This window comes from Pseudomonas sp. QD4 (genome assembly GCF_049199125.1).
In the GTDB taxonomy this organism is placed as follows: Bacteria; Pseudomonadota; Gammaproteobacteria; order Pseudomonadales; family Pseudomonadaceae; genus Aquipseudomonas.
In genome coordinates this window covers 1,869,005-1,895,440 of sequence record NZ_JBLZOM010000002.1, presented here as the reverse complement: position 1 = coordinate 1,895,440, position 26,436 = coordinate 1,869,005, and the positions used below count along the sequence as shown (strand labels likewise).

20 protein-coding genes are annotated in these 26,436 nt (G+C 64.2%); 5 read left to right on the top strand and 15 right to left on the bottom strand.

Features of this window, described 5'->3' with window-relative positions; translation table 11 throughout:
- Positions 1 to 11: 11 nt before the first annotated feature.
- On the bottom strand, positions 12 to 824 hold the full coding sequence (locus ACOZJV_RS19725) for an HDOD domain-containing protein (RefSeq protein ID WP_178103000.1): 813 nt from the start codon (positions 822 to 824) through the stop codon (positions 12 to 14).
- Between the two features lie 215 nt (positions 825 to 1,039).
- On the opposite strand from ACOZJV_RS19725, the gene ACOZJV_RS19720 reads away from it, so the two are divergent.
- Positions 1,040 to 2,236: a class I SAM-dependent rRNA methyltransferase gene (locus ACOZJV_RS19720; protein ID WP_020295841.1), complete on the top strand. Its 1,197-nt coding sequence runs from the start codon at positions 1,040 to 1,042 to the stop codon at positions 2,234 to 2,236.
- Positions 2,237 to 2,470: 234 nt separating this feature from the next.
- Here ACOZJV_RS19720 and ACOZJV_RS19715 read toward each other — a convergent pair whose 3' ends face one another.
- The gene (locus tag ACOZJV_RS19715; protein WP_421548279.1) at positions 2,471 to 4,150 is read right to left on the bottom strand and encodes a DUF4153 domain-containing protein; all 1,680 of its coding nucleotides are present in this window, start codon (positions 4,148 to 4,150) and stop codon (positions 2,471 to 2,473) included.
- A gap of 29 nt (positions 4,151 to 4,179) precedes the next feature.
- Positions 4,180 to 4,758, bottom strand: a complete 579-nt coding sequence (locus ACOZJV_RS19710) for a hypothetical protein (RefSeq protein WP_421548278.1) — start codon at positions 4,756 to 4,758, stop codon at positions 4,180 to 4,182.
- A 298-nt stretch (positions 4,759 to 5,056) separates the two neighbouring features.
- On the opposite strand from ACOZJV_RS19710, the gene ilvD reads away from it, so the two are divergent.
- Positions 5,057 to 6,898 (top strand): dihydroxy-acid dehydratase, encoded by a 1,842-nt coding sequence (gene ilvD, locus ACOZJV_RS19705; RefSeq protein ID WP_421548277.1) that lies wholly within the window; start codon positions 5,057 to 5,059, stop codon positions 6,896 to 6,898.
- A gap of 91 nt (positions 6,899 to 6,989) precedes the next feature.
- On the opposite strand, the gene ACOZJV_RS19700 is transcribed toward ilvD, so the two are convergent.
- From ACOZJV_RS19700 to ACOZJV_RS19685, 4 genes are all read right to left on the bottom strand, one after another.
- Positions 6,990 to 8,216 (bottom strand): SGNH/GDSL hydrolase family protein, encoded by a 1,227-nt coding sequence (locus tag ACOZJV_RS19700; RefSeq protein ID WP_421548276.1) that lies wholly within the window; start codon positions 8,214 to 8,216, stop codon positions 6,990 to 6,992.
- Position 8,217: 1 nt separating this feature from the next.
- On the bottom strand, positions 8,218 to 9,411 hold the full coding sequence (locus tag ACOZJV_RS19695; protein ID WP_421548275.1) for a DUF459 domain-containing protein: 1,194 nt from the start codon (positions 9,409 to 9,411) through the stop codon (positions 8,218 to 8,220).
- Positions 9,398 to 10,798, bottom strand: coding sequence for an MBOAT family O-acyltransferase (locus ACOZJV_RS19690; protein WP_238596238.1), 1,401 nt, complete (start codon positions 10,796 to 10,798; stop codon positions 9,398 to 9,400). Before ACOZJV_RS19690 ends, ACOZJV_RS19695 begins: the two co-directional genes overlap by 14 nt.
- 189 nt (positions 10,799 to 10,987) lie before the next feature.
- The gene (locus ACOZJV_RS19685) at positions 10,988 to 12,046 is read right to left on the bottom strand and encodes a haloacid dehalogenase-like hydrolase (protein WP_421548274.1); all 1,059 of its coding nucleotides are present in this window, start codon (positions 12,044 to 12,046) and stop codon (positions 10,988 to 10,990) included.
- Positions 12,047 to 12,287: 241 nt separating this feature from the next.
- On the opposite strand from ACOZJV_RS19685, the gene ACOZJV_RS19680 reads away from it, so the two are divergent.
- A complete protein-coding gene (locus tag ACOZJV_RS19680) occupies positions 12,288 to 13,679 on the top strand; it encodes an L-cystine transporter (protein WP_078473504.1) in 1,392 nt (463 codons plus the stop codon).
- Positions 13,680 to 13,804: 125 nt separating this feature from the next.
- Here ACOZJV_RS19680 and ACOZJV_RS19675 read toward each other — a convergent pair whose 3' ends face one another.
- Positions 13,805 to 14,317, bottom strand: a complete 513-nt coding sequence (locus tag ACOZJV_RS19675; RefSeq protein WP_201128432.1) for a dihydrofolate reductase — start codon at positions 14,315 to 14,317, stop codon at positions 13,805 to 13,807.
- 96 nt (positions 14,318 to 14,413) lie between these two features.
- Here ACOZJV_RS19675 and ACOZJV_RS19670 point away from each other — a divergent pair, with 96 nt between their 5' ends.
- Positions 14,414 to 15,793 (top strand): DUF2868 domain-containing protein, encoded by a 1,380-nt coding sequence (locus tag ACOZJV_RS19670; RefSeq protein WP_421548273.1) that lies wholly within the window; start codon positions 14,414 to 14,416, stop codon positions 15,791 to 15,793.
- The gene (locus ACOZJV_RS19665; protein ID WP_421548272.1) at positions 15,786 to 17,162 is read left to right on the top strand and encodes a GTPase/DUF3482 domain-containing protein; all 1,377 of its coding nucleotides are present in this window, start codon (positions 15,786 to 15,788) and stop codon (positions 17,160 to 17,162) included. The genes ACOZJV_RS19670 and ACOZJV_RS19665 overlap by 8 nt, the downstream gene beginning before the upstream one ends.
- A 42-nt stretch (positions 17,163 to 17,204) precedes the next feature.
- Here the strand turns inward: ACOZJV_RS19665 and ACOZJV_RS19660 are convergent, their stop codons facing one another.
- The 7 genes from ACOZJV_RS19660 to ACOZJV_RS19630 all read right to left on the bottom strand — a co-directional run bounded on the left by ACOZJV_RS19660 (position 17,205) and on the right by ACOZJV_RS19630 (position 26,350).
- The gene (locus ACOZJV_RS19660; protein ID WP_078473500.1) at positions 17,205 to 17,816 is read right to left on the bottom strand and encodes a phosphonate degradation HD-domain oxygenase; all 612 of its coding nucleotides are present in this window, start codon (positions 17,814 to 17,816) and stop codon (positions 17,205 to 17,207) included.
- Positions 17,816 to 18,949 (bottom strand): TIGR03364 family FAD-dependent oxidoreductase, encoded by a 1,134-nt coding sequence (locus ACOZJV_RS19655; protein WP_421548271.1) that lies wholly within the window; start codon positions 18,947 to 18,949, stop codon positions 17,816 to 17,818. The genes ACOZJV_RS19660 and ACOZJV_RS19655 overlap by 1 nt, the downstream gene beginning before the upstream one ends.
- A gap of 217 nt (positions 18,950 to 19,166) precedes the next feature.
- Positions 19,167 to 20,192: a putative 2-aminoethylphosphonate ABC transporter substrate-binding protein gene (locus tag ACOZJV_RS19650; protein WP_201128439.1), complete on the bottom strand. Its 1,026-nt coding sequence runs from the start codon at positions 20,190 to 20,192 to the stop codon at positions 19,167 to 19,169.
- Positions 20,193 to 20,232: 40 nt separating this feature from the next.
- Complete coding sequence (locus tag ACOZJV_RS19645) at positions 20,233 to 21,957, bottom strand: putative 2-aminoethylphosphonate ABC transporter permease subunit (RefSeq protein WP_421548270.1); 1,725 nt, start codon at positions 21,955 to 21,957, stop codon at positions 20,233 to 20,235.
- Positions 21,957 to 23,033, bottom strand: a complete 1,077-nt coding sequence (locus ACOZJV_RS19640) for a putative 2-aminoethylphosphonate ABC transporter ATP-binding protein (RefSeq protein ID WP_020295857.1) — start codon at positions 23,031 to 23,033, stop codon at positions 21,957 to 21,959. The genes ACOZJV_RS19645 and ACOZJV_RS19640 overlap by 1 nt, the downstream gene beginning before the upstream one ends.
- A gap of 137 nt (positions 23,034 to 23,170) precedes the next feature.
- Positions 23,171 to 24,034 carry a LysR substrate-binding domain-containing protein gene (locus ACOZJV_RS19635; RefSeq protein WP_201128441.1) on the bottom strand — a complete coding sequence of 288 codons (864 nt, stop codon included), beginning with the start codon at positions 24,032 to 24,034 and terminating at the stop codon, positions 23,171 to 23,173.
- Positions 24,035 to 24,049: 15 nt separating this feature from the next.
- Positions 24,050 to 26,350 (bottom strand): heavy metal translocating P-type ATPase, encoded by a 2,301-nt coding sequence (locus ACOZJV_RS19630; protein ID WP_421548269.1) that lies wholly within the window; start codon positions 26,348 to 26,350, stop codon positions 24,050 to 24,052.
- Positions 26,351 to 26,436: the final 86 nt, after the last annotated feature.

Genomic DNA, 26,436 nt, shown 5'->3' with positions numbered 1-26,436 from the left:
GGGATGAAAAATCAGTGCGCGCCCATTTCGCGAACGGTGGCCTTGAGGCTCTCGAAGTCGTAGTCGGACAGGCCGACATAATCGAGCACCAGATGGCCGACGCTGTTCCATTCGTGGTCTTCGACCTGATTGCCCAGGACCCGATAGGAGGAACAGATGTGCTCGGCCATCTTCAGGATCGCCAGCAGGTTCTTCAGTTGGCTGTTGCGCGAAGACTCGTCGCTGAAGATCGCCAGGGCGTTGTGGTGATTGGCGATGGCGTTGGTCACGTGTTCCGGCAGGCGCCAGGACTTGGCGGTGTAATAGCCGACCACCGCGTGGTTGGTGTTGAACGCGGTGTTTTCGGTATCGACCACCCGGCTCTCGGGGCCGGCGTGGGCATAAGCCTGTTCGAGCACCGCCATATAGTTGGGGAAGCGCTTGAGCATCAGCGGCACCCCGCAATCGTGGAACAGGCCCAGGGCGTAGGCTTCGTCGATCGCTTGCGAGCCGGTGCGCTTGGCCAGGGTCAGGCAGGTCATCGCCACGTCCTGGGCGGTGTCCCAGAAGCGATTGAGGGTGACGATGGTTTCATCGCTCATCTCGCCCTTGATCGACTGCGCATTGATCAGGTTGATGATCGAGCGGCTGCCCAGCAGGTTCACCGCGCGCTGGATCGAGGCGATCTTGTTGCTCAGGCCGTAATACGGCGAGTTGACGATTTTCAGCAGTGCGCCAGACAACCCCGGGTCCTGGGAAATCAGCTTGGCGATCACCTCCAGGTCCGGATCGGGCATGTACTGCTCCATCTGCAGATCCACCATGATCTGCGGTTGAGGCGGCACGCTGATGCCTTGCAGGGCCTGCTGAATCTGTTCTTCGGAGAGTTCTGGAGACATGAGTGCACACTCTGGACTAGGCGGCGATTCTAACCTCTAAAAAGACGAATTTGGCCACTTGGGCAGGATCTTTACATAGCTGTGACACGCCGCAGGTCCAGCCAAACCCGCGCAAGCACGCTGACGGGTTATACTCGCGCCCTTTTTTCCGGAGCGACGTCATGTCCCTGCCAAGCCTGCGCCTCAAAGCCAACGCCGATCGCCGCCTGCGCGCCGGCCACCTGTGGGTCTACAGCAACGAAATCGATGTAGCCGCCACCCCGCTCCACGGGTTCAAGGCCGGTGACCAGGCGGTGCTGGAAGCCGCTGGCGGCAAGGCCCTGGGCATCGTCGCCATGAGCCCGAACAACCTGATCTGCGCGCGCCTGCTGTCCCGTGACGTCAAGCTGCCCCTGGACAAGTCGCTGCTGGTGCACCGCCTGAACGTCGCCCTGTCGCTGCGCGAGCGCCTGTTCGACAAGCCGTTCTACCGCCTGGTGTACGGCGACTCCGACCTGATGCCAGGCCTGGTGGTCGACCGTTTCGGCGACATCCTGGTGGTGCAGATCGCTTCGGCCACCATGGAAGCCCATAAGGACGACGTGATCGCCGCCCTGACCCAGGTGCTCAAGCCCAGCGGCATTCTGTTCAAGAACGACTCCGCGGCCCGTGACGCCGAAGGCCTGGAGCGCTACGTCGAAACCGTATTCGGCCTGGTCCCGGAATGGGTCGCCCTCGAAGAGAACGGCGTGAAGTTCGAAGCCCCGGTCATCCAGGGTCAGAAAACCGGCTGGTTCTACGACCACCGCATGAACCGCGCCCGCCTGGCCCCTTATGCCAAGGGCAAGCGCGTGCTCGACCTGTACAGCTACATCGGTGGCTGGGGCGTGCAGGCGGCAGCCTTTGGCGCCAGCGAAGTGTTCTGCGTCGATGCGTCGGCCTTCGCCCTCGACGGCGTCGAGCGCAACGCCGCGCTGAACGGCTTTGCCGAGAAAATGACCTGCATCGAAGGCGACGTCTTTGAAGCCCTGAAAGAACTGAAAGCCAGCGAAGAGCGTTTCGACGTGATCGTGGCCGACCCACCGGCCTTCATCAAACGCAAGAAAGACATGAAGAACGGCGAAGGCGCCTACCGCCGCCTGAACGAGCAAGCCATGCGCCTGCTGAGCAAGGACGGGATTCTGATCAGCGCCTCGTGCTCGATGCACCTGCCCGAGGACGACCTGCAGAACATCCTCCTGACCAGCGCCCGCCACCTGGACCGCAATATCCAGCTGCTGGAGCGCGGCGGCCAGGGCCCGGACCACCCGGTGCACCCAGCCATCGCCGAAACCCGCTACATCAAGAGCATCACCTGCCGCCTGCTGCCTAACAGCTGAGTGCAGTGAAGACAAAAATCCCGGCCATGTGCCGGGATTTTTTATTCAGGCCTGAACCCGCCCTGTGGCGAGGGAGCTTGCTCCCGCTGGGCCGCGAAGCGGCCCCAGAATCCGCCACCGCGAACGCTCAGACAGATCGCGGAATCAGGCTTTATAGCCGGAGCCCCGGGACGCCGGACGCCCCCATCGGGAGCAAGCTCCCTCGCCACAGATAGAGCGTTCACCGTCGGCCCATCAACGGCCGGGAATCTGCCGCCAGTCCAGTTCCACGCCGTCGATCCGCAGGGTCTTGTAGCGCTGGCGCACCGGTTTGACCTTGCCCTCGCGAATCTGCCGGATCAGCTGCGGCGCATCGGTGATGCCAGAGAGCACTCCCGCATGCCGCCATTCGCCCTTGCCCTGATCCTCACGGGTGTACATCGCCGCCGACGACGCCCAACTCTGCTTTTGGATCAGCAGCACTTCGTCGACGCCATCGTCATCCAGATCCACTGCCCAGGCTGCGCAGCCGGGTGGATTGCAGTCGTTATGGGTGGTCAGCAGCTCGATCAGTTGCTGGCTGCCTTCGGGCACCGGGCCCAACCAATAGAGTTTCGGCGTCAGGTAATCGTGCGGCTGGTCCTTGATCGAGACCGACTCCAGCATCTCCAGCAACTGCGCCCTGCCCGGCTCATCCAGGATCTGCCCCTGGCGCACCTGCGCCAGCAACCCGTCGAACTGCTCGCGACCCGGTGCGCCCAGCTTCTGGCGCAGGCTCCTGGCATCGAACTCGGCCACCGGCGTACGCCCATCCAATAGACGCTGCACCTGGTTACGGGCACTGAAGGCCTGCGGGTCGAGCAGCGGGGTGAACATCAACAACAGCACCACAAAGCTCAACAGGGCGATCCAGGGGTTGCTGCGGCTCAGGCTGCCGAGCCACACCGAGTGCCGGGCAAACACTGCCCACAACGCCGCGAGGCTGTGGACCAGGGCCACGGCCACCAGCAGCATCGCCAGAAAACGCCATGGGGTCAGGCCGTATTGATCGATCCGCAACCAGCTCGAGTAGCCCCCCATCGCCACCAGCAACGGCAGACAGCACAGGCTGGCGTTGATCAGGATTTTCAGCGCCTTGGCGTAGCCGGCATCCTGCTGCCCGTCCTGGAACACGCCATTGAGCAAAAACAGAGTGCACGCCACCAGGCTCAGCAAAATGTGCGTCGAGTAGCCGGTGCTCCAGATCGGCTGCAGACCGGTGAACACCAGGGCCAAGGTGAAGACCACGGTGATCAGCGCACACAAGGGCAGCAGGTAGCGACACACGGTCAGCAAGATGCCGCGCAGCAGGCCGATGACCTTTTCGTTTTCCCGGCCCATGCGCATACCCAGGGAGAAAAACAGCGGCAGGCTGAAGCAGAGGAAGTACGACGAGGTGAACAGGTCGCCGAGCTGGGGCATGCCGAGAATGCTGAACAGACGACCGCACAGCCACAGCAGCAGGCTGAAGGCCAGGGTCACCAGCAAGGCCAGGAGCACAATGAACCCGTTATTCCAGGCGTGGCGGAACAGGTCTTGATAGCGCGGGCGACTGCCTTCGCGAGTCGGCCAACTGAGGACGAACGCGGTGCCGATATAGGCCAGCACCAGGCCCGTGAACGGCCACAGACTCCACATCCAGCCGTAGGCATCGCGCATCAGTACCCAGCTGGACATCCCGGCCAGCAACAGGCTCAAGCCAACCACCAGTACCCAGGTGCCACGCTCGCGCACGTCACGGCCAAGCAGTTGCAGGTTGATCCCGGCCACCACCGCCAGGGTGCGGGCGAAGGTGTAGAGCTCAGCCTGGTGATAGAACAGGCTGGCGCTGAGCAGCAGTCCCTGGACCAGAGCGATGGCGATATAGAACAACAACGAGCGATTCAACACGGGCATTGCACATCCTTTTGTGGAGACAGGCAGCGCTAGCAGGCCGCCGCGATGGTGGTGCGGCGTAGCAGAGCCTTTATGCACAGGCCAATCAGGAACAGGCCCAGGGAGAACGCCAGGGTCGGCCCGGCAAAGAACACCAGCGCCTCCCAACCGCCCTTGAACGGGTCGCGGTAATGGCTGCTGGTCCAGGCTTTGAACAGGGCCTGGGCGATCCAGGGCAACGGCAAGGCCAGCGCCACCTCTAGCCCATGACCGAAGAAGCGCCGCCAGAAGTGCGCCAGCCCCGGTAACACGGCAGCACTGATCAGGGTCAGCAGGACCAGCACCGCCGCCACGCTGTTGAGCACCAGTGAGGTCAACGGCAGCTCGCGACACGCCAGGACCAGGCCCGTCACCACCAGACCCAGGACCGCCGTCGCCAGCCAGGTCAGCCCTTGCCCGCGACGTTCCGGCAGCAGTTGCAACAGGCTGCCGCCCATCAACAGCCCCGCGCTGCTGGCGATCATGACCTCGCCGGATACGGTGTTGGAGAGCCAGATACCCATCAACAGCAGGCCCTGCACCAGCCCCACCGCCAGGTAAAATCTCAAGGTTCGAAGGGTCGCAGACATTCCAGTTCCATTGGAGAGTGATCGAAGGGCGCGCAGTCTAACCCAGCGCCCTATCGCCCGGCAGCAGGCAATCGCACGCCGCAGAGCGGCCACAACGTTCCTTCCTGACGCCAGCGGTGTAGAATCGCCAGATTCATCGCCAGTCATCCCCCGGCGGGTTTATGAGCTCAGGCTGAGGCGCGCGGCGATCCCGCAGTGTCATCGGCAGCTTTAGGACACACGGCCATTTCTGAGTGTTCCCAAGGTCAATAGAAGCTCACTCCCCTTTTGATACCTGATTAGCCGCCCGGAGTGCTCCATGCCTGATTACCGCTCGAAAACATCCACCCACGGCCGCAACATGGCCGGCGCCCGCGCACTGTGGCGCGCCACGGGGATGAAAGATGACGACTTCAAGAAGCCGATCATCGCCATTGCCAACTCCTTCACCCAGTTCGTCCCGGGCCACGTGCACCTGAAGGACCTGGGCCAACTGGTTGCCCGCGAGATCGAACGTGCCGGCGGCGTGGCCAAGGAATTCAACACCATCGCCGTGGACGACGGCATCGCCATGGGCCATGACGGCATGCTGTATTCCCTGCCGAGCCGCGAGATCATCGCCGACTCCGTGGAATACATGGTCAACGCCCACTGCGCCGACGCCATCGTCTGCATCTCCAACTGCGACAAGATCACCCCCGGCATGCTGATGGCCGCCTTGCGCCTGAACATTCCGGTGATCTTCGTCTCCGGCGGCCCGATGGAAGCCGGCAAGACCAAGCTTGCCAGCCACGGCCTCGACCTGGTCGACGCCATGGTGATCGCCGCCGATTCCAGCGCTTCTGACGAGAAGGTCGCGGAATACGAGCGCAGCGCCTGCCCGACCTGCGGTTCGTGCTCCGGCATGTTCACCGCCAACTCGATGAACTGCCTGGTGGAAGCCTTGGGTCTTGCCTTGCCGGGCAACGGCTCGACACTGGCCACCCACAGTGACCGCGAGCAGCTGTTCCTGCAGGCCGGCCGTACCATCGTCGAGCTGTGCAAGCGCTACTACGGCGACAACGATGTGTCGGTGCTGCCGCGCAACATCGCCAACTTCAAGGCGTTTGAAAACGCCATGACCCTGGACATCGCCATGGGCGGTTCCACCAACACCATCCTGCACTTGCTGGCCGCGGCCCAGGAAGCCGAGATCGATTTCGACCTGCGCGACATCGACCGCCTTTCGCGCCACGTGCCGCAACTGTGCAAAGTCGCGCCGAACATCCAGAAGTACCACATGGAAGACGTGCACCGCGCCGGCGGGATCTTCTCGATCCTCGGCTCCCTGGCCCGTGGCGGCCTGCTGCACACCGACCTGCCGACCGTGCACAGCGCCTCCATGGCCGAAGGCATCGCCAAGTGGGACATCACCCAGACCAGCGACGAAGCCGTGCATCACTTCTTCAAGGCCGGCCCCGCAGGCATCCCGACCCAGACCGCGTTCAGCCAGTCGACCCGTTGGGAAACCCTGGACGACGACCGTGAAAACGGCTGCATCCGCAGTGTCGAACACGCCTACTCGCAAGAAGGCGGCCTGGCCGTGCTCTACGGCAACATCGCCCTGGACGGCTGCGTGGTGAAAACCGCCGGCGTCGACGAGTCGATCCACGTGTTCGAAGGCAATGCCAAGATCTTCGAAAGCCAGGACAGCGCCGTGCGCGGCATCCTCGCCGACGAAGTAAAAGCCGGCGACATCGTGATCATCCGTTACGAAGGCCCGAAAGGCGGCCCGGGCATGCAGGAAATGCTCTACCCGACGTCGTACCTGAAGTCCAAGGGCCTGGGCAAAGCCTGCGCCCTGCTGACCGACGGCCGCTTCTCCGGCGGCACCTCGGGCCTGTCCATCGGCCACGCTTCGCCCGAAGCGGCAGCCGGCGGCGCCATTGGCCTGGTGCAGGACGGCGACAAAGTGCTGATCGACATCCCCAACCGCTCGATCAACCTGCTGGTCAGCGACGAGGAACTGGCAGCACGCCGCGCCGAACAGGACAAGAAAGGCTGGAAACCGGTCGAAGTGCGGCCACGTAAAGTGACCACCGCCCTGAAAGCCTATGCCCTGCTCGCCACCAGCGCCGACAAGGGCGCGGTCCGCAACAAGGCCATGCTCGACGGGCTGTGATACTGACCGTTGAATAAAAATGCCCCGCCAAGTGCGGGGCATTTTTTTGTCCGTTACCCAGGCCGCCGAGCGATTCGGGGCCAGGTCACGCCTAGGGCACAGGCTGGCCCAATTGCTCACGCAGGAAACGGTACAGGCCATCGGCGCTCTTGCGGTAGCCATCGGCCGTCAGGTGCACCAGGTCGTTGCGCGCCAGTTCGTTGGATTGCCATTGGCTGATGGAGCACGGGCCGCCCATAAAGGCCTGCCAGTCCCAGAACAGGGTGCGGTTACGCTGCGCCAGGTCCTTCTGGATCCGCACCAGTTGGCGCAGGGGCTGCGGCTGCGCGGCGGCGCAGGAACCAGCACCACGGCGCTTGATCGAGTCCGGTGGACCGACCAGCAGAATCACCGCCTTGGGCAGGGTTTTGCGCAACAGGGTGATTTTGTCCTGCAACTGGGCGCGGTACTTGTCCAGCTCCAGGTCATCATCGAACGCCTCGTTGGTGCCGTAGGCCAGGATCACCATGTCCGGACGCAGGGCCTTGAGCGCATCGGCCCAACCCGGCTGCCATTTATCCACCACATCCAGGCGCGCGCCGTTGATGCCCAGCGACGAATAGATCACTCCGGCGCTCTTCTGCCCGAGGATATTCCAGCCGCCCAGGGCCAGGCCCGTGTTGTTGGCGACGCTCAGCTCCATGGGCATGCTCAGGTTGTTGAACGGCGGGCTGAAGCGCCATTGCCCACCCGTGGCGGCCAGCATGCGGGTAGCCTGGGTCAGGTTGGACTGGGCCTTGAGGGTGCCGTTGGTAGTGGCTTGGTACAGCGCCGACACCCGGTACTGCTGGCGGCTGGGCTCGCGCTCGCGGATCTGTACCTTGGCCCCCGGGGTCTGGGGCAACGACAGATAACCGCCCAGGGGAAACTGAGTGCTCTGCTGATTACGCGCCGAAACCAGCGACCACTGACGCTTGGCCACGTTGAGGATCACCCGCTCATAGCGGGTCCCCGGCACCGGCGTGGCGGCGATAAAGCCGATACCGCCGTCACCGTACTGAGCCTGTAACAAACGGCGCATTTCACCGCTGAACAGGTCGGCCGCAGTGTGCGAGTCGCCCAGTTGCACGATGCTGATCGGGGTGCGATCCGAGGTGCTGAACTTGCGCGCCAGCAAGGCAAGGTTCGGGTCGCTGCCCGGCACCGGGAGGATTTTCTTAGAGGCCACACCCGGTTTACCGGCGCCCGCCGCGGGAGTGGCTTGGACCTGGGAGGTAGGACTACAACTGCTCAGCAGGGTAATGCTCAACAACAGCGCAATGCCGTGCAGTCGCCGCATGTCAGTGCTCCGTTATTTGTTGGGTTGGAAAGTTGATCATGGAGATCACGCGTTCGGCGATCAGCCGTTGCCCGGTAGGGGTGAAGTGGATGCCGTCATCGACCCGGGTCTTGACCTTCTTCTGGTTGGCGTCCGTCAGGTAATAGGAGAACTGGTCGTTCTGATAGCCCAGGATCTCGTTGGCCGAGACAAAGTGCTGGTGGTACTGCTCGATCTGGCTTTTATACAGCACGTTGAGGTAGGCCATGGCCGCCGACAGCTTGGCTTTCTCCATATTCGGCGGACCGACCCAGATCACCTGCACGTTGTGCTCGCGCGCGGCGTCGAGGATCGAATCGATGCGCTGGCGGTAAGCCACTTCCCAGTCCGGCGCCTTGAAGCGCAGGAAGGGTTTGCCTTTGCCATCGGGCATGTCCCACGGGTCGTTGGGCCCGAGGAAAATCACCATCAGGCGGATGTTCGGATTGGCGGCCAGGGTGCTTTCCACGGTCTTGGGCCAGTTGAAAAAGTTCGGGTAGGCCAACCCCGTGCTCTGCCGGCTGAGGTTCACGCTTTTGACGTTGTAGCGTTTGCGCAAGGTATTGGCCATGTGCGGCGCCACGCCTTGCATCAGCGAGTCACCGACAAAAAACACTTCATCGCCCAAGGCCAGGGACGCCATCAACGGCGTGACCTGGGCACTGTCACCAGGGGTGGGGCTGGCCTGGGTCGAGGGTTCGACCGCTACGGCCACTGCAGGTTCATGCACCGGCTCGTGCACGGCCGGCTGGGCCGGTTCGTGCACCGGCGCCTGGACCGCCACCGGATGGCTGGCCGAGTGCGCGGCCGGCGCTGCGGGTGCCAGGACCACCGGCTCGACAGAGGTCGGGGCGAGGGTCGGCAATGGCGCCAGCGGCTCGTCTTCCGAGGCTTCGGCCTGGGCCACCAGGTCAAGCCCGTCGTGCCCGGTGAACTGGCTGACCAGCCGTTGCCGGCCATCCTCCAGCGTCTGGTTCAACTGCGCGCCCCAACGCCACTGCGGGTTCTGCGCCAGCCCGGGAATCTCGCAGCCCTCGTGGTACTTCTGCTGGCAGTACAGGCGGATCGAGTTCTGGTTGAACCACACCAGCATCAGGCTGATGACCAGCACGGCGTACAGCACTTTGGCGGCAGCACCCTGGCTGCTCAACCACGGCGACCTGTTAGAAACTGGCATAGATAAACCCCGGTACGCCCGACGGCGAGGCAAAGATGACCAAGCAAATGAACAACCCCAACGGCAGCGGATACAGCAGCCACGGCAACCGGGTACTGGCATCGAACAGGCGGCGCAACAGCGCCACGATCTGCGGGTAAAGGGCGACAAACAGCAGGCACGCCAGGAGCGAGGCGCCCTGGCTGGTCAAGCCGGCCAGCGACAGGTTGCCAAGGCCGGCGAACATGTCCATGGCATCGCTGAAGGACGCACAGCGGAAGAAAATCCAGGCAAACGCCACATAGTGGAAGGTCAGCAAACGGGCCAGCAGGTCGGCGCCGATCCAGGTCGGGCGCTGCGGCAGCCACTGGCTGAAGAGCTTGTACAGCGCCAGGCCGATGCCGTGCAGGGCACCCCAGATAATGAAGTTGGCGCTGGCGCCGTGCCACAGCCCGGAAATCAGCATCGCCAGCAGCATGTTCAGGTTGCCGCGCCACACGCCCCGACGGTTACCGCCCAGGGGGATGTACACGTAGTCGCGGATAAAGGTCGACAGGCTGATGTGCCAGCGGCCCCAGAATTCCTTGAGGTTGCGTGCCGCGTAGGGAAAGTTGAAGTTCTCCGGCAGACGGAAGCCCAGGAGTAGCGCGATGCCGGTCACCAGGTCGGTGTAACCGCTGAAGTTGAAGTAAATCAGGAACGAGTAGCCGTAGACGCTGCGCAGAATCTGCTCGGCGGAAAAGCTCACCGGGCTCTCGAACACCGGGTCGACCCATTCATTGGCCAGCCACGAGCTGAGGAAAAACAGTTTGACCACCGCCAGGGCTATCAGGCCCAAGGCACGCTGCGGCTCCAGCACCTGGCGCACGGTTTGCGGGCGGATCTGCGGCAGCATGTGGCTGGCACGGTTCACCGGGCCGGCGATCAGGCTCGGGAAAAATGCCAGGTACAGCGCCAGGTCGAAGGGCGATGCCGGGTTCATTTCGCGCCGGTTGATCGACACCAGGTAGCTGACCGAATGAAAGGTATAGAACGACAGCCCCACCGGCAGCAGCACTTCCAGCAGCGGCACCGACACTTCCAAGCCGAACTGGGCCAGGGCGCTTTGCAGGCTGCTGGTAAAGAAGTCCTGATACTTGAACAGGTAGAAGGTGCCGAGCACCAGCAACAGCATCAAGCCATTGACCCAGCCACGCCCCGGATACCGATGGCTCAACAGCCCCAGCAGGTACACCAGGCTGGTATAGCCGAGCAGGATGTACAGGAAGTTCAGGCTGAAGCTGGCGAGGATCGCGTAGCTCGCGCCCAATAGCAGCACGTTCTGTAGACGCGGGCTCGCGCACAGGCACCAGTACAGGACGAAAAACAGGATGAAGCAGAAGCCGAATTCGATCGAGAGATAGCTCACAACGTATTCCATTACGCGCAGACGGAAGGGAGCCCAGCACGCAAGGAACAAGCCGCGGCGTTAAGCGGCGGCGATTATGGCAGAGGGCCTTTATTTGTCACAAGTTGAAACACTCTGCAACGATCTTATCCACAACCCCGAGCCGGCACCTGCAACCGGAGGCTGCAGGATCCGGCGTCGGTCACCGGGTTACTGAATGTCCTCGGGCTTGACGATCACCCAGTTCTTGTCGGCAGTCACCGGCAGCCCTTCCTTGGCCTGGGCGGCGGCGTGCTTTGCCATCATGCCGTTGAGTTGGGTCATGTACTTGTCCTTGCGATTGATCCACAGGTGGATGCCGCCCTTGGCCACGTCCACATCGTGAAACAGCATGTAGCCATCGCTGGTCGGGGTGTCGCCGCCCACCAGCACCGGTTTCTTCCACTCGTCGATGTAGGTCAGGATCGCCGCGTGCTTGCCTGCCATCCAGGTGGCCGGGGTCCACAGGTAGGGGGTCAGCTCCAGGCCGAGGTTGGCCTTCTCGTCATATTTGCCGTCGCTGATCTGCTTGCGCGCGGTGGTCAGGGCGCCGGTCTTGCGATCCTTGAGCAGGGTGGTCACGCCGATCACGTTCTGCGGCTTGACGTTGTAGCCGTACTTGGGATCGGCGGCGACCATGCGCACCAGCTCTTCGGAAGCGGCGGTCATCACGTAGACCTCGATACCGTTCTCCATCAGCTTGTTGTACAGCTCGGCCTGGCCGGTGAAGACCTTGGGCGGGTTGACCTCGATGGTCTTGACCACGTCGCCGTCGTAATAGGTGCTCGGCACCGGCTTGCCGGACGCCATCAGCTCGTCGACGTAGCCCTTGAGTTCCTTGAGGGTGAAACCCGAGAACACTTGCGCGACCCAGGGGTAGCAGACCGTGTCGTCGACTTCACACAGGCGGTAGTAGTAGCTGAACAGGCTTTCCTTGTGCTCGGCGGTGTCCTTGAACGGCATCAGTTTCAGTGACGGGTCGAGGGTCTCGCGGGTAATCAGGCCCTTGTTCTCCATAAAGGGCAGCAGGGATTCTTCCAGGTCGTAGCGGTAACTGGTGTTGTCCATGTCGAACACCGCGTAGTTACCCTTGTTGGCGTTGGCCGCAATCATCGCGTCCAGCTGCTTGGCCTGCGCCGCCGGCCAGTGCTTGAGTTCGGTAGCGGCAAGGGCCTGGCCAGCCAGGCCCAGGCAGAGTGCGACAGCCAGAAATTTCGGAGCAAGTTTCATCGGCGGTTCTCCCTGATTCAAAGAGATCGACGCTAACAAATAAGTGTGACGATCCTCGTCTCGACGCGACCGCCTGCGTCCTGATTCCGCCACCGACATTCGTCTGCGCGCCAGCCGCTTATTCCAAAAACGACAGTCAACCTGCTTTTTTGGTATTAAATCTTTTAGTTATCAAGCTGTTAGGATTTCCGGTTCGCAATCGCAGCCACACGCGATTGGCACCTATCTTTTCGGAGCTTCAATGAATCTGCCGCTGATCCTCAATCTGCTGGTATTCCTCGCCTTGCTGCTGGGCCTGGCGCAAACCCGCCACAGCTCCTGGAGCCTGGCCAAGAAAGTGCTGCTGGCACTGGTCCTCGGCGTGCTGTTCGGGGTCGCCCTGCACAGCATCTATGGCGCGGGCAACCCGGTGCTCAAGGCCTCGATCGGCTGGTTCGACCTGGTCGGCAACGGCTACGTGCAGTTGCTGCAAATGATCGTGATCCCGCTGGTGTTCGCGTCGATCCTCAGCGCCGTGGCCCGTCTGCATAACGCCTCGTCCCTGGGCAAGATCAGCTTCCTGACCATCGGCACCCTGCTGTTCACCACCGCAATTGCCGCACTGATCGGTATCGGCCTGACCAATCTGTTCGGCCTCACCGCCGAAGGCCTGGTGGCCGGCACCCAGGAGATGGCCCGCCTGCAGGTGATCCAGAGCGATTACGCGGGCAAGGTCGCCGACCTCAATGTGCCGCAGTTGCTGCTGTCGTTCATTCCGCAGAACCCCTTCGCCGACCTGGCCCGGGCCAAGCCGACCTCGATCATCAGCGTGGTGATCTTCGCCGCCTTCCTCGGCGTGGCCGCCCTGCAACTGCTCAAGGACGATGTCGAGAAAGGCCAGAAAGTGGTCAACGCCATCGACACCCTGCAAGCCTGGGTCACCCGCCTGGTGCGCCTGGTGATGAAGCTGACGCCCTACGGTGTGCTGGCGCTGATGACCAAGGTCGTGGCCGGCTCCAACCTGCAGGACATCATCAAGCTCGGCAGTTTCGTGGTGGTGTCCTACCTCGGCCTGGGCCTGATGTTTGTGGTCCACGGTGTGCTGGTGTCCCTGGCCGGGATCAACCCGCTGCGCTTCTTCCGCAAGATCTGGCCGGTGCTGACCTTCGCCTTCACCAGCCGCTCCAGTGCCGCGAGCATCCCGCTGAGCATCGAAGCCCAGACCCGGCGCCTGGGTATCCCGCAGTCCATCGCCAGCTTTGCCGCCTCGTTTGGCGCCACCATCGGCCAGAACGGCTGCGCCGGCCTGTACCCGGCGATGCTGGCGGTGATGGTGGCTCCGACCGTGGGCATCAACCCGCTGGACCCGCTGTGGATCGCGACCCTGGTAGCCATCGTGACCCTGAGTTCGGCCGGCGTGGCCGGGGTGGGTGGCGGCGCGACCTTTGCCGCGCTGATCGTGCTGCCGGCCATGGGCTTGCCGGTGTCCCTGGTGGCGCTGCTGATTTCGGTGGAACCGCTGATCGACATGGGCCGCACCGCCCTCAACGTCAGCGGCTCGATCACCGCCGGCGCCATCACCAGCCAAGTCATGGCTCAAACCGACAAAACCCTGCTCAACGCCGACGAACACGAAGAACTGGCCCAAGCCTGACCCGTAGTCGCTGCCGAGCGGCGCGAAGCTGCGCTGGCCAGAATGGGCGACGTGGGAGTGTCAGGTACAGGGATGTAGCTGCTCAGGGCCAGCGTCCAAACGCGGCCCGAGCCTCGCGGCAGCGGCTACCGCCGCTCCCAGACCTCAAAACTATAGGCGGGCTTGTCGCCTTCGGCCGGGGTCGGCAGGTCCGACACCAACTGCCACTGCTGCTGATCGAACTCGGGGAACCACGCGTCCCCCTCCGGGCTCAACGCCACGCGGGTCAGGTACAGGCGGTCGGCGTGCGCCAGCCCTTGGCTGTACAACTGCGCCCCGCCAATCAGCATCAGCTCGCTGGCGCCCTGCTCCAGCGCCCATTCCTCGGCCCGGGCCACGGCGGCCTCCAGCGATGGAAAGACCTCGGCACCTTCGAGCTGCAGCTGCGCCTGACGGCTGACCACAATATTCAAGCGACCCGGCAGCGGCCGACCCAGGGAGTCCCAGGTCTTGCGCCCCATGATGATCGGCTTGCCCAGGGTGGTGGCCTTGAAGTATTTGAAATCCCCCGGCAAGTGCCAGGGCATGCTGTTGTCGATGCCGATCACACGGTTTTCACCGAGGGCTGCGATCAGGCTGAGGGGGAGAGTTTTTTTCATGGCGGCGAGGATACCAGAGGCTCGCGCCCTCGCCACGTACCCCGATCAGCGTGACAGCGGTTATGCTCAGCGCACATTTGAGCAACGGACCACCGCGTGACAGACCTGACGCCCCTGCAACAACTCTGGCTCACCGAAACCGTGCGCCTGCGCGAGGAACACGCCGGCCCACTCGAGGATCAGGAAGCCAATCGCCTGGCCCGCCACGCCGGCGGCGACCTGGCAACCCGGGTCCACGCCCGCGCCCGCTGGCTGGCCGACCGCGATGGCCTGAGCGAGGCCCTGGGCCATTGGCTGCAAGGCGCGCGCCTGGCGCTGCTGGCCATGGCGCTGCTGGCGATCATCAGCGGCGCCGGCCTGGCGTTCGCCGCCCTGGGTGACGGTCAGCTCCCGGTCAATGTGTTCTGGGCCCTGGGCAGCCTGCTCGGCCTGAACCTGATCCTGCTCCTGAGCTGGGCCCTGGGGCTGCTGTTCGCTGGCGAACACGGCGCCAGCCTTGGCCGTTTGTGGCTGTGGCTCAGCGAGAAACTCGCGCGCGACGCCAAGGCCGCGCAGCTGGCGCCGGCCCTGCTGCTGTTGCTGCAACGCAAAAAGCTCAATCGCTGGGCCATCGGCCTGCTGGTGCATGGCCTGTGGCTGCTGGCGATGCTCAGCGCCCTGGTGCTGTTGCTGACGCTGATGGCCACCCGGCGCTACGGCTTTGTCTGGGAAACCACCATACTGCGCAGCGACACCTTCGTCGCCCTGACCCAGGCCCTGGGCGCCCTGCCCGCGCTGATCGGCTTCAGCCTCCCCAGCGAGGCCATGATCCGCGCCAGTGGCGACAGCGCCCTGAATATCGAAAACGCCCGCCAGGCCTGGGCCGCATGGCTGGTTGGCGTGGTGCTGGTTTACGGCCTGCTGCCGCGCCTGCTGCTGGCCCTGCTGTGCCTGTGGCGCTGGAAGCGTGGCCGCGCGGCCCTGAGCCTGGACCTCAACCTGCCGGGCTACAGTCAACTGCGCGAAGCGCTGATGCCGAGCAGCGAACGCCTGGGGGTCAAGGATGCCGCCCCACAGCAGTTGCATCGCGTCGAAGGCGCGACCGGCACCCTGAACAGCGACGGCGCCCTGCTGGTGGCCATCGAACTCGACGACCAATACCCCTGGCCGCCGCAATTGCCTCACGGCGTGAAAGACGCCGGCATCCTCGACAGCCGCGAGTCGCGCCAAAAACTCCTCGAACAGATGACCCGCTTCCCCCCGGCGCGCCTGGCCATCGCCTGTGACCCCCGGCGCTCGCCGGATCGCGGCAGCCTGGCGCTGATCGCCGAACTGGCGCGCAATGCCGGTGCCAGCCGCGCCTGGTTGCTGCCGGCGCCGCCCGGCCAGGCCCTGGATGCCGAACGCCTGGGCGACTGGCACGCTGCGCTGCAGCAGTTGGAATTGCCCTTCAGCGATGGCGCCCCCTTGAGTTGGCTGGAGACCGGTCATGACTGATACCCGCAAACCGCCCCTGAAACTGGCGGTGGTCGGCCACACCAATGTCGGCAAGACCTCGCTGCTGCGCACCCTGACCCGGGATGTCGGCTTCGGCGAAGTCTCCCACCGGCCGAGCACCACCCGGCATGTCGAGGGCGCGCGCTTGTCGGTGGACGGCGAAGCCCTGCTGGAGTTGTACGACACACCTGGCCTGGAAGACGCCATCGCCCTGCTCGACTACCTCGAACGCCTGGAGCGCCCGGGCGAACGCCTGGATGGCCCGGCGCGGCTGGCGCGGTTTCTTGAAGGCAGCGAAGCTCGCCAGCGCTTCGAGCAGGAGGCCAAGGTTCTGCGCCAGTTGCTGGCCTCGGACGCCGGGCTGTATGTGATCGACGCCCGCGAACCGGTGCTGGCCAAGTACCGCGATGAGCTGCAAGTACTGGCCAGCTGCGGCAAGCCGCTGCTGCCGGTGCTGAATTTTGTCAGCAGCGCCAACCACCGCGAACCTGACTGGCGCGAAGCCCTGGCACGACTCGGGCTGCACGCCCTGGTGCGTTTTGACAGCGTGGCGCCACCGGAAGACGGCGAGCGCAGGCTGTATGAAAGCCTGGCCCTGCTCCTGGAAAGCTCGCGCCCGCAGCTGGAACGGTTGGTTGCGGACCAACAGGCGCAACGCCAGGCCCGCGAGCAGAGCGCGAAGCGGCTGATCGCCGAATTGCTGATTGATTGCGCGGCCTGCCGCCGCAGCGTGGCCAGCGATGCGGCGCTGGAACAACAGGCCATCGGCGAACTGCGCAGCGCCATCCGCCAACGGGAGCAGCGTTGTGTCGAAGCCCTGCTCAAGCTCTATGCCTTTCGCACCGGAGACGCCGCCGCCAGCGACCTGCCGCTGCTGGACGGACGCTGGGGCGATGACCTGTTCAACCCGGAAACCCTCAAGCAACTGGGGGTTCGGGTCGGTAGCGGAATCGCGGCCGGGGCCGCCGCCGGGGCTGGCGTCGACCTGCTGGTGGGCGGCCTGACCCTGGGCGCGGCGGCGCTGGCCGGTGCAATTGCCGGCGGTGCCCTGCAAACCGCCCGCAGCTATGGCAGCCGCCTGCTGGGCAAGATCAAGGGCCAGCGCGAACTGACGGTGGATGACAGCGTGCTGCGCCTGCTGGCCTTGCGCCAACGGCAGTTGGTGCAGGCCCTGAACCAGCGCGGGCATGCGGCCATGGACAGCATCCAGGTGGCGACGCCGGAGGACAAAAGCTGGCGCGAAGGCAAGCTGCCCGACGCCCTGCACAAGGCCCGGGCCCACCCTCAGTGGTCGTCGCTCAACCCTCAGCCGCGGCTGAATCAGGCAGAACGCCAGGAACAGGTGGAGCTACTGGCCCAGTCGTTATAACCAACCTGTAGCCGCTGCCGAGGTACGAGGCTGCGCCGGCCATCACTGACGACGGGGTTCCCCCGGCATAACCTCGGCGTCCGAACCGCCCAGCGGCAGCGGCGCCAGCAGGGCCAGCGCCTTGTCCTTGAGGATCTGCATATCAATCACCGGCACCCACAGCTCCTTGGCCTGTTCGTCCCAGTGCCGCAAGCGCAGGCTGATGGCCCATAGCGGGTCTTGCTCGAAAGCTATCGCCTCCTGTGCACTCATCACCCCGCCCTGAAACTCCAGGGTCCGGCGGCTGGCTTCGCTGAGGCGCTGGTAATAACCCGGCTCCTTGAGGGTCAAGTAGCGCTTGGCCTGCACGTGATACTCCACCAGCCGCGCCAGGCGCTCGCTGAAGCCGATCCGACGCAGGTAGTCGGCACCGAGCCGCTCATGGCTGACCACGCCGAAACCATCCATGGTTGCCGCATCTTCGGCGCAAATGTGCCCTATGTCGTGAAAGAACGCCGCCAACACCACTTCATCGTCAAAGCCTTCGGCCATGGCCAGTTGCGCCGCCTGGGACATGTGCTCGATCTGCGACACCGGCTCGCCAATGTAGTCGTGGTCGCCAAAGCGCTCGTACAGCGCAAACACCTCGGCAACCGCCCGGGCCTGATGCTCCATCAGCTTTCTCCCAGCAGGCGGGCGATATTGTTTTCCGCCATCGCCGGACCAACACTCATCCCCACTCCGGTGTGCATCAGTGACGCATGCACCCCCGGCGCCGCCTGCAGGAACGAAAACGGCTGCGGCCCGCGCGCGCCGTACACGCCCTGCCAGCGCTCCAGCACCTGAACCTTGCAACCCAGGGTCTGCTCGGCCAGCTCGATCATCCAGTCGTCCACTTGTTCGGCATTGAATGGCGAAGGATCGCGACCGTAATCGTGGGAATCGCCGATGATCAACTCACCGTAAGGGGTCGGGCTGATCAGCAGGTGAATGCCATGCTCATGCAGATGGGGCGCCTGGGCCAGGATTTGCGCCTGGACCGCCGCCGCTTGCGGCAAGTCGGAAAACGCACCGTAGTGCACGCAACTCAGGCCGGTGAGCAGCGCGTGCTGCAGCTTCAGGTCGACCTGGGGCCGGGCGCGGAGCATTTGCAGACGGCAGATTTGCGGCTCGAGCCGGGCCAGGGGTTCAGCGAGCAGGGTCTGATAGTCGTGGCCGGAACAGAGCACGATCTGCGCGCCACGAAAGGTCCCGGCGGTGCTGTGCAACTGCCCGGGTTCGATGTCGCGGACCAGGGTCGAAAAATGGAACTCCACCCCCAGGTCGCGGCGCAGGTACTCGATCAGCGTCGGAATCGCTTCGCGGGAATACAACTGCTGGTCGTCCAGGCCGTGGAGCGCCGCGCGATGATGACGAAACTGGCCGCCGTACAGGTCATTCAGGGCTGCGCCTCGCAGCAGCTCGACCCGATAACCGTGCTCCACTGCACGCCCATTGCAAAAGGCTTGCAGCAGATGCTCTTCGGCCTCGGTGCGGGCAAACAGGTAGGAGCCATTGCGCTTGAGTTGCAACCCCGCCAACTGCGCCCAGTCACCCCATATCTCCCGGCTGGCCCGGGCCAGCTCAAGCATGATGCCCGGCGGCTGGCCGGTGACCAGGGCCTGGCCGAAGTTGCGCACCGATGCGCCCAGGGGTGTGGCACTGCGCTCGAATACCCGCACCCGCAGGCCGCGCTTGGCGGCCGCATAGGCATGGGACAGGCCCAGGATGCCGGCGCCGATAATCAGCATATCGCTGTGTCGAGTCATGTACGTGTCCTGAAAAGATTAGGCGGGCGTGGCGAGGGAGCTTGCTCCCGCTGGACCGCTCAGCGGTCCCAACCCCGGGTACTGCGGCGTTTCAAGCACACCGCAAACTCTGCTGTCAGGAGTGCTGTTCACTCCAGCGGGAGCAAGCTCCCTCGCCACAAAAAGCCACTCGTCCTCCCCTGACAGGCCCTTGGCCCGCAGGGAGCGTCCCTGGCGCTTACTGCGCCGCCACTTTTTCCGACTTGCCGTCGTAGCGCTTGCGCCATTCGGCGAGGATCTGGTCGCGGTTCTTCGAGGCCCAGGCGAAGTCGTTCTTGATCAGGCGCTGCTCATAGTCGGCCGGCAGTTCGGTCTGCGGCTTGGCGATACCCGGCTGGGCCAGCACCGCGAAGTTTTCCTTGTACAGCTCCATCGCCGCAGGGCTGGCGGAGAAGTCGGCGAGCTTCTTCGCCGCCTCTTCATGAGGGGTGCCCTTGATCACCGCAGTGGCTTCGATTTCCCAGCCCAAGCCCTCTTTGGGCAGCACGATATCCAGCGGCGCGCCCTGGCGCTTGAGCTGCACCGCCGGGTACTCAAAGGAAATGCCGATCGGGAATTCGCCGGCAGCGGCCAGCTTGCACGGCTTGGAGCCGGAGTGGACGTACTGGCCAATGTTCTGGTGCAGCTCATCCATGTACTGCCAGCCCTGTTTCTCGCCGAAGGTCTGCAACCAGGCGCTGACATCGAGGAAGCCCGTGCCGGAGGACGCCGGGTTGGGCATCACGATCTTGCCCTTGTACTCGGGCTTGGTCAGGTCCTGCCAGCTGACCGGCTTGGTCAGGCCCTGCTTCTCCGCTTCCACGGTGTTGAAGCAGATGGTCGCGGCCCACACGTCCATCCCGACCCAGGCGGGCGGGTTGGCGGCGTCGCGGTAGTTGGGTCCGATCTGGCCCAGGTCCTTGGGGGCGTAGCTTTGCAGCATGCCCTGTTGATCGAGGATCGCCAGGCTCGACGCCGCCAGGCCCCAGACCGCATCGGCCTGTGGCCGGGCTTTTTCCGCCAGCAGCTTGGCGGTGATGATCCCGGTGGAATCGCGCACCCACTTGATCTCGACGTCCGGGTTGGCCTTTTCGAAGGCTTGCTTGTAGGACTTCAGCTGCTCGGCTTCGAGGGCGGTGTACACCGTCAACTCGGTCTTGGCGGCAAAGGCATTCAGGCTGAAGGCGGTGAGGACAGCAGCGGCAAGAGCCAGGGGCTTGAACATGGTGCGGTTCCTTTTAATGAGTGTGGGTGGAGGGGCGGAATCAGTGGCCCGGCGCGGTCTGGCGCCAAGCCTGGGAGCGGCGCAGCAAACCGCGCGAGGCCCAGGCCAGCAGCAGCGAAACGCCGGCCGAGGTGAAGAGGATCAGGGTCGACATGGCCGCCGCGCCGCCGACGTTGCCGGCGTCGTCCATGTTCAGCACGGCGACGGCGGCGAGAATGGTGTCCGGGCTGTAGAGGAAAATCGCCGCCGACACCGTGGTCATGGCCGAGACGAACAGGTAGCGCACGATGTCCAGCAGTGCCGGCAGGCAGATCGGCAGCGTGACCCGCCAGTAGTGCCGGTACAGCGGCGCCTTGAGCGACAGCGCGGCAGCTTCGAATTCGGCGTCGAGTTGGCGCAGGGCGGTGGTGGCGGTCATCTGCGCGGTGGTCAAATAGTGAGCGATGGTGCACACCACCAGCAGGCTCATGGTTCCGTAGAACACATGCAGCGGGTTGCCGTTGAGGTTGAAAAAGAACACGTAGCCCAGGCCCAGAACCAGGCCCGGCACTGCCATCGGTACAAAGCTCAGCATGCGCAGCAGCAGGTTCAGGCCGCGCTGCCCCTGGGTCTTCTCCATCAGGTAGGCGCCGGTGAAAATCAGCCCGCTGCCGATCAGGGCGGTGCACAGGGCCATGGTCAGGCTGTTGCGATAGGCCAGCCAGCCACCGCCGGCGGTGTCGCTGAACTGGTAGTGATTGAGCGATAGCGACAGGTTGTACGGCCAGAATTTGACCAGGGACGAGAACACCGCCATGCCGAACACCAGCAGCAACGCCGCGCAGATCAGCAGCACGATGGCCAGGTAGCAGCCATCCCGGGCGCGACTCGGCAGCGGCTTGAAGACCTGGGCCCGGCCGCTCATGGAGTCGCCATGGCGCCGGCGCAACCAGGCATCGACCGCGAAGCTGAACAGCGCCGGCAGCAGCAACACCATGCCGATCAGGGCACCGCGCCCGAACTGTTGCTGACCGACCACCGCCTTGTAGGCCTCCAGTGCCAGCACCTGATAGTCGCCGCCGACTACCACGGGCACGCCGAAGTCGGTGATGGTCAGGGTGAACACCAGGCAGAACGCGGCGAACACCGCCTGCCGGGTCGCAGGCCAGGTGATGCTGCGAAAGGCCTTGGCCGGGCTCGCGCCCATGCTCGACGCTGCGTCGAACAGCCGCGCATCGGCCAGGGACAGCGCCGAGAGCAAAATCATCAAGGCATGGGGAAAGGTGTAGATCACCTCCCCCAGGACAATCCCCCAGAAGCCGTAGATGTTGTCCGACAGCAGCCCGCGCAGCATGCCCTGGTTGCCGAACAGATACACCAGGGCGATGCCCGGCAGCATCGAGGGCGCCATCAGCGGCAGCAGCGACAGGCCGCGCCAGACAGCCTTGCCCGGGATCAGGGTGCGTTGCAGGGCGTAGGCGAACAGATAAGCCAGCGGCACCACGATGGCCGCCACGCTGAGGGAGACTTTCAGGCTGTTGCCCAGCAGCCAGTGGAAGTTTTCGCTGCGCAGCAGTTCCCGCGCCGCCACCAGCCCACCGCCCTGCCCGGCTTCACTGCTGAAGCCGCGCCAGAAGATCGCCAGCAACGGCATCAGCACAGCAACCCCCAGCAGACACAGGAGCAGGACCTTGCCGCCGACCACGAACAGCCGATCACCCAGCTCGGCGCGGGAGGCCTGGCGTACCTGCTTGCCCGGCAGCGGCAGGGCGATCTGCGCGCCCATCAGGCAAACACCTGCAGGCTGCGCGGCGGCAGGGCGACCATGATGTTCTGCGCCCCCAGGCGCGGCATGGCTTCGGGCGCCAGTTCGGCGAGCAGCGCATGGCCGGGCAAATGCTCCAGCTCAAAACTCATGCGGCAGCGGTTACCGAGGAAGGTGATTTCACGGACCTTGGCCGGAAACAGGTTTTCCTCGTGCACCAGCGGGTTGACGCTGATCGCCTCCGGGCGGCAGAACAGCCGGCCCGACGCGGCTTTGCCGCTGTTGTCGGCCAGGCGCATGCTCATTCCGCCGACCTGGGCATGGCTCTCGCTGTTACGGCTGAAGGGCAGCCAGTTGCCCTGGCCGACGAACTCGGCGACGAAAGGCGTCGCCGGCCGGTCGTAGATTTCCTGGGGTGTGGCGTACTGCTCGACCTTGCCGTTGTTCATCACCGCGATGCGGTCGGCCATCAACATCGCCTCGTCCTGGTTGTGGGTCACCATCAAGGTGGTCACGCCCAGGCGCCGCTGCAATTGGCGCAGCTCGGTGCACAAGTGCTCGCGAACCCGGGCATCCAGGGCCGACATCGGCTCGTCGAGCAACAGCAGGGAAGGCGCCGGTGCCAGGGCACGGGCCAGGGCCACCCGCTGCTGCTGGCCGCCGGACAGCTGGCCGGGGTACTTCTTTTCGCTGCCGGTCAGGCCCACCAGCTCAAGCATCTGCCCTACCCGCTGGCGCACCTCGTCGCGCCCGCTGCCGGCCAGGCCGTAGGCGATGTTGGCCTCGACGCTGAGGTTGGGGAACAACGCGTAGGACTGGAACAGGATCCCGTAGTCCCGGGCCTGGGGCGCCAGGCGCGACACATCGCGCTCACCCAGGTACAACTCGCCCTGGTCCTGGCGCTCAAGGCCGGCGATGCAGCGCAGCAGCGTGGTCTTGCCGCAGCCAGACGGGCCGAGCAGGCACACCAGCTCGCCGGCCGCCACGTCCAGGGACACGTTATCCAGCGCCGCAAAGGCGCCAAAGCGTTTCTGCAGACCGCGCACCTTCATCGGTGCACCGGGGTTGCTCAGGGCAGTGGCAATCGAGTTGTTCATGGAGGGGCCTCATCAAGCAGATGCAGGCCATCCTAGGGAACGAATGCGTAGTTACTGTGGCAGCGAGGCAAAAGTTGCCGATAGTGGTATTGGTAGATTTGGGTTGGCCCGGGGCCAGGCAACCCTGCACAGCAGGTTCAGCAGCCGGCCATTTCCTGGGCCAGCCCGAGGAAGGCCGCCGGCAGACGCGCGTTTTTACGCTCCTTGAGGCAGTACAGGTACTCGGCGATCTGTGGGGCGTTTTCGAAGGTCAGCACGCGCAATTGCGGGTCGTGGGGCACTTCCTGGCGGGCGATGATACTGATGCCGATGTTGCGCAGCACGGCTTCGCGGATGGACTCACGGCTGCCGATCTCCAGCAGCGGGCCGAAGCTGACCTGGGCACTGTTGAGCAGTTCTTCGGTCAGGCTGCGGGTGGTCGAGCCGGCTTCGCGCATCAACAGGGTATGCCCGGCCAATGCACTCAGGGGCACGTGATCCAGCGCCGCCAGCGGATGGTTGCGATGCACCGCCAGCACCAGTGGGTCGGTGCCCAGCACCCGGCGGATCAAGCGTGGGTCTTCGAGCAGTTGCGACGAGGCGGCGATGTCCACTCGGTACTCTTCCAGCGCCTCCAGCACCTGCTGCGAATTGCCGATTTCCACGGCCACCTGGACCTGGGGCAAGCGCTCGCGGAAGGTCTTGACCAGGTCGAGGATGTAATACGGCGCGGTGGCGGCGATGCGCAGGCTGCCCTGCATCTGGCCGCTGTTGCGCAGGAAGAACTCGATGTCCGCCTCCTGCTGCAACAGTTGCTTGACCATCGGCAGCAGCCGCGCACCCTCGTCGCTCAGACTCAGGCGGCGACCGCCACGGTAGAACAGCTCAACCGCGTACTGGCTTTCCAGGTGGCGAATCTGGGTGGTGACCGTCGGCTGGCTAAGGCCGAGCTTTTTCGCCGCCAGGGTAATGCTGCCCAGGCGGGCGACCATGTAAAAAGCCTTCAGCTCGGCACTCAGCACTGCGCACTCTCGTCGTTATTTGCGCAACAGGCGCAAACCATTGAACACCACCAACAGGCTGACCCCCATGTCGGCAAAGACTGCCATCCACATCGTGGCCAGGCCGGCAAAGGTTACTCCAAGAAAGATCGCCTTGATCACCAGCGCCAGGGCGATATTTTGCACCAGGATATTTGAGGTCTGACGCGACAGGCGGATAAACGCCGGAATCTTGCGCAGATCGTCGTCCATCAGGGCGACATCGGCAGTTTCAATCGCGGTGTCGGTGCCAGCGGCGGCCATGGCGAAACCGATTTCGGCCCGGGCCAGGGCCGGAGCGTCGTTGATGCCGTCGCCGACCATACCCACGCGGTGCCCCTGGGCATACAGCGCTTCAATCGCTTGCAGCTTGTCGGTGGGCAGCAGGTCACCTCGCGCCTGGTCGATGCCCACCTGGGCCGCAATGGCCTGGGCGGTGTGCGGGTTGTCACCGGTCAGCATCAGGGTCTTGACCCCCAGCTCATGTAGCTGGGCAATGGCTTCGCGGCTGGTGTCCTTGACCGTATCGGCCACGGCAAACAGCGCCAGCGGCCCGGAGCGGTCGAGGAGCAGGACCACGGTCTTGCCTTGTTTTTCCAGGGCGAAGAGTTTTTCCTCGAGGGCGGGCGAGCACAGGCCCAGTTCTTCCACCAAGCGGTGGTTGCCCAGGTGGTACAGCTCACCGTTGATCTCGCCACTCACGCCGCGCCCGGCCAGGGCCTGGAAGTTATCCACAGCGTGCAGCGCCAGTTTTTTATCCACAGCCGCATTGGCGATGGCCAGCGACACCGGGTGGTCCGAACGCCCGGCCAGGCTGGCGGCCAATGCCGGCGCGGTGTTTTCGGCCAGGGGGTCGAGGGGCAGGAAGTCGGTCTGCACCGGCTTGCCGTGGGTAATGGTGCCGGTCTTGTCCAGGGCCAGGTAGTCGAGCTTGTAACCGCCCTCCAGGTACACCCCGCCCTTGACCAGGATCCCTTTGCGCGCGGCGGCGGCCAGGCCGCTGACGATGGTGACCGGGGTGGAGATCACCAGTGCACACGGGCACGCCACCACCAGCAGCACCAGGGCGCGGTAGATCCAGTCGAACCAGGCCGCGCCCATGAACAGCGGCGGAATCACGGCCACGGCCAGGGCAAAAACAAAGACTACCGGGGTGTAAATGGTGGAGAACTTGTCGACAAAGCGCTGGGTCGGCGCCCGTGCGCCCTGCGCCTGCTCCACGGCGTGGATGATTCGCGCCAGGGTCGAGTTGTTGGCCGCGGCGGTGACTTTATATTCCAGGGAGCCGGCCTGGTTGATGGTGCCGGCGAAGACCTTGTCGCCCACGGTCTTTTCAATCGGCAGGCTTTCACCGGTAATCGGCGCCTGGTCAATGGTCGAACTGCCCGAGACCACCTCGCCATCGAGGCCGATGCGCTCACCGGGGCGTACCCGGACCAAGGCTCCGAGTTCGATGCTCTTGGCTTCACGTTCGACCCAGGTTCCGTCCGGCAACTGCACCGTGACCTGTTCCGGGGTCATCTGCATCAGGCCACCGATAGCGTTGCGCGCCCGGTCCAGGGAACGCGCTTCAATCAGCTCGGCCACGGTGAACAGGAACATCACCATCGCCGCTTCCGGCCACTGGCCGATCAGCACCGCGCCGGTCACCGCGATACTCATCAGCGCGTTGATGTTGAGGTTGAGGTTCTTCAGGGCAATCCAGCCCTTTTTATAGGTGCCCAGGCCACCGCTGAGAATCGACACCAGCGCCACCAGGGCAATCACCCACGACGGCGCACTGTCGGTGAAGTGGATCACTTCTGCCGCCAATGCCCCCACGCCGGACAGGGCCAGCGGCCACCAGTGTTTCTTCACCGGCGGCGCTGCCGGCCCGGCGTCGGCGCCCTGCTCGATCGGCTCGGCCTGCATGCCCAGGGACTTGATGGCCTCGATGATCGGCGCGGTGCTCGGCAAGTCGTGGGTGACCCCCAGGACCCGGTTGATCAGGTTGAACTGCAATTGCTGCACACCGGCCAGCTTGCCCAGTTTGTTCTGGATCAGCGTCTGCTCGGTCGGACAGTCCATGGCTTCGATACGAAAACTGCTCAAGCGGGCGCTGGCGCTGATGGTCGCGCTCAACTGGACCTGCGCCGGCGCGACTTTGGACGAACAGCAGGAATCGCCATGGCTGCCGTGGTCATGCTTGGGGATGGCCTGCAGCTTCGGCTCCTGGCCGTGATCGTGATCGTGATCGTGATCGTGATCGTGATCGTGATCAGCGTGGGGCTTGCCGGAAGTGTGGAGCGAATTGTTCATTGTGGTGACGTCCATGAAAGGTGCCTGTTGCCAAGTGAACACCCTGTAGCCACTATAGGGTCAAGCACCCAAAACGAGACGGCCCC

Coding starts and splice junctions, on each gene's coding strand:
- ACOZJV_RS19700 (WP_421548276.1), bottom strand. CDS start 8,216: ATGCGGCGACTGCACGGCATTGCGCTGTTGTTGAGCATTACCCTGCTG.
- ACOZJV_RS19685 (WP_421548274.1), bottom strand. CDS start 12,046: ATGAAACTTGCTCCGAAATTTCTGGCTGTCGCACTCTGCCTGGGCCTG.
- ACOZJV_RS19660 (WP_078473500.1), bottom strand. CDS start 17,816: ATGGAGCATCAGGCCCGGGCGGTTGCCGAGGTGTTTGCGCTGTACGAG.
- ilvD (WP_421548277.1), top strand. CDS start 5,057: ATGCCTGATTACCGCTCGAAAACATCCACCCACGGCCGCAACATGGCC.
- ACOZJV_RS19675 (WP_201128432.1), bottom strand. CDS start 14,317: ATGAAAAAAACTCTCCCCCTCAGCCTGATCGCAGCCCTCGGTGAAAAC.
- ACOZJV_RS19715 (WP_421548279.1), bottom strand. CDS start 4,150: ATGCCCGTGTTGAATCGCTCGTTGTTGTTCTATATCGCCATCGCTCTG.
- ACOZJV_RS19695 (WP_421548275.1), bottom strand. CDS start 9,411: ATGCCAGTTTCTAACAGGTCGCCGTGGTTGAGCAGCCAGGGTGCTGCC.
- ACOZJV_RS19665 (WP_421548272.1), top strand. CDS start 15,786: ATGACTGATACCCGCAAACCGCCCCTGAAACTGGCGGTGGTCGGCCAC.
- ACOZJV_RS19655 (WP_421548271.1), bottom strand. CDS start 18,949: ATGACTCGACACAGCGATATGCTGATTATCGGCGCCGGCATCCTGGGC.
- ACOZJV_RS19680 (WP_078473504.1), top strand. CDS start 12,288: ATGAATCTGCCGCTGATCCTCAATCTGCTGGTATTCCTCGCCTTGCTG.
- ACOZJV_RS19720 (WP_020295841.1), top strand. CDS start 1,040: ATGTCCCTGCCAAGCCTGCGCCTCAAAGCCAACGCCGATCGCCGCCTG.
- ACOZJV_RS19645 (WP_421548270.1), bottom strand. CDS start 21,957: ATGGGCGCGCAGATCGCCCTGCCGCTGCCGGGCAAGCAGGTACGCCAG.
- ACOZJV_RS19640 (WP_020295857.1), bottom strand. CDS start 23,033: ATGAACAACTCGATTGCCACTGCCCTGAGCAACCCCGGTGCACCGATG.
- ACOZJV_RS19710 (WP_421548278.1), bottom strand. CDS start 4,758: ATGTCTGCGACCCTTCGAACCTTGAGATTTTACCTGGCGGTGGGGCTG.
- ACOZJV_RS19630 (WP_421548269.1), bottom strand. CDS start 26,350: ATGAACAATTCGCTCCACACTTCCGGCAAGCCCCACGCTGATCACGAT.
- ACOZJV_RS19650 (WP_201128439.1), bottom strand. CDS start 20,192: ATGTTCAAGCCCCTGGCTCTTGCCGCTGCTGTCCTCACCGCCTTCAGC.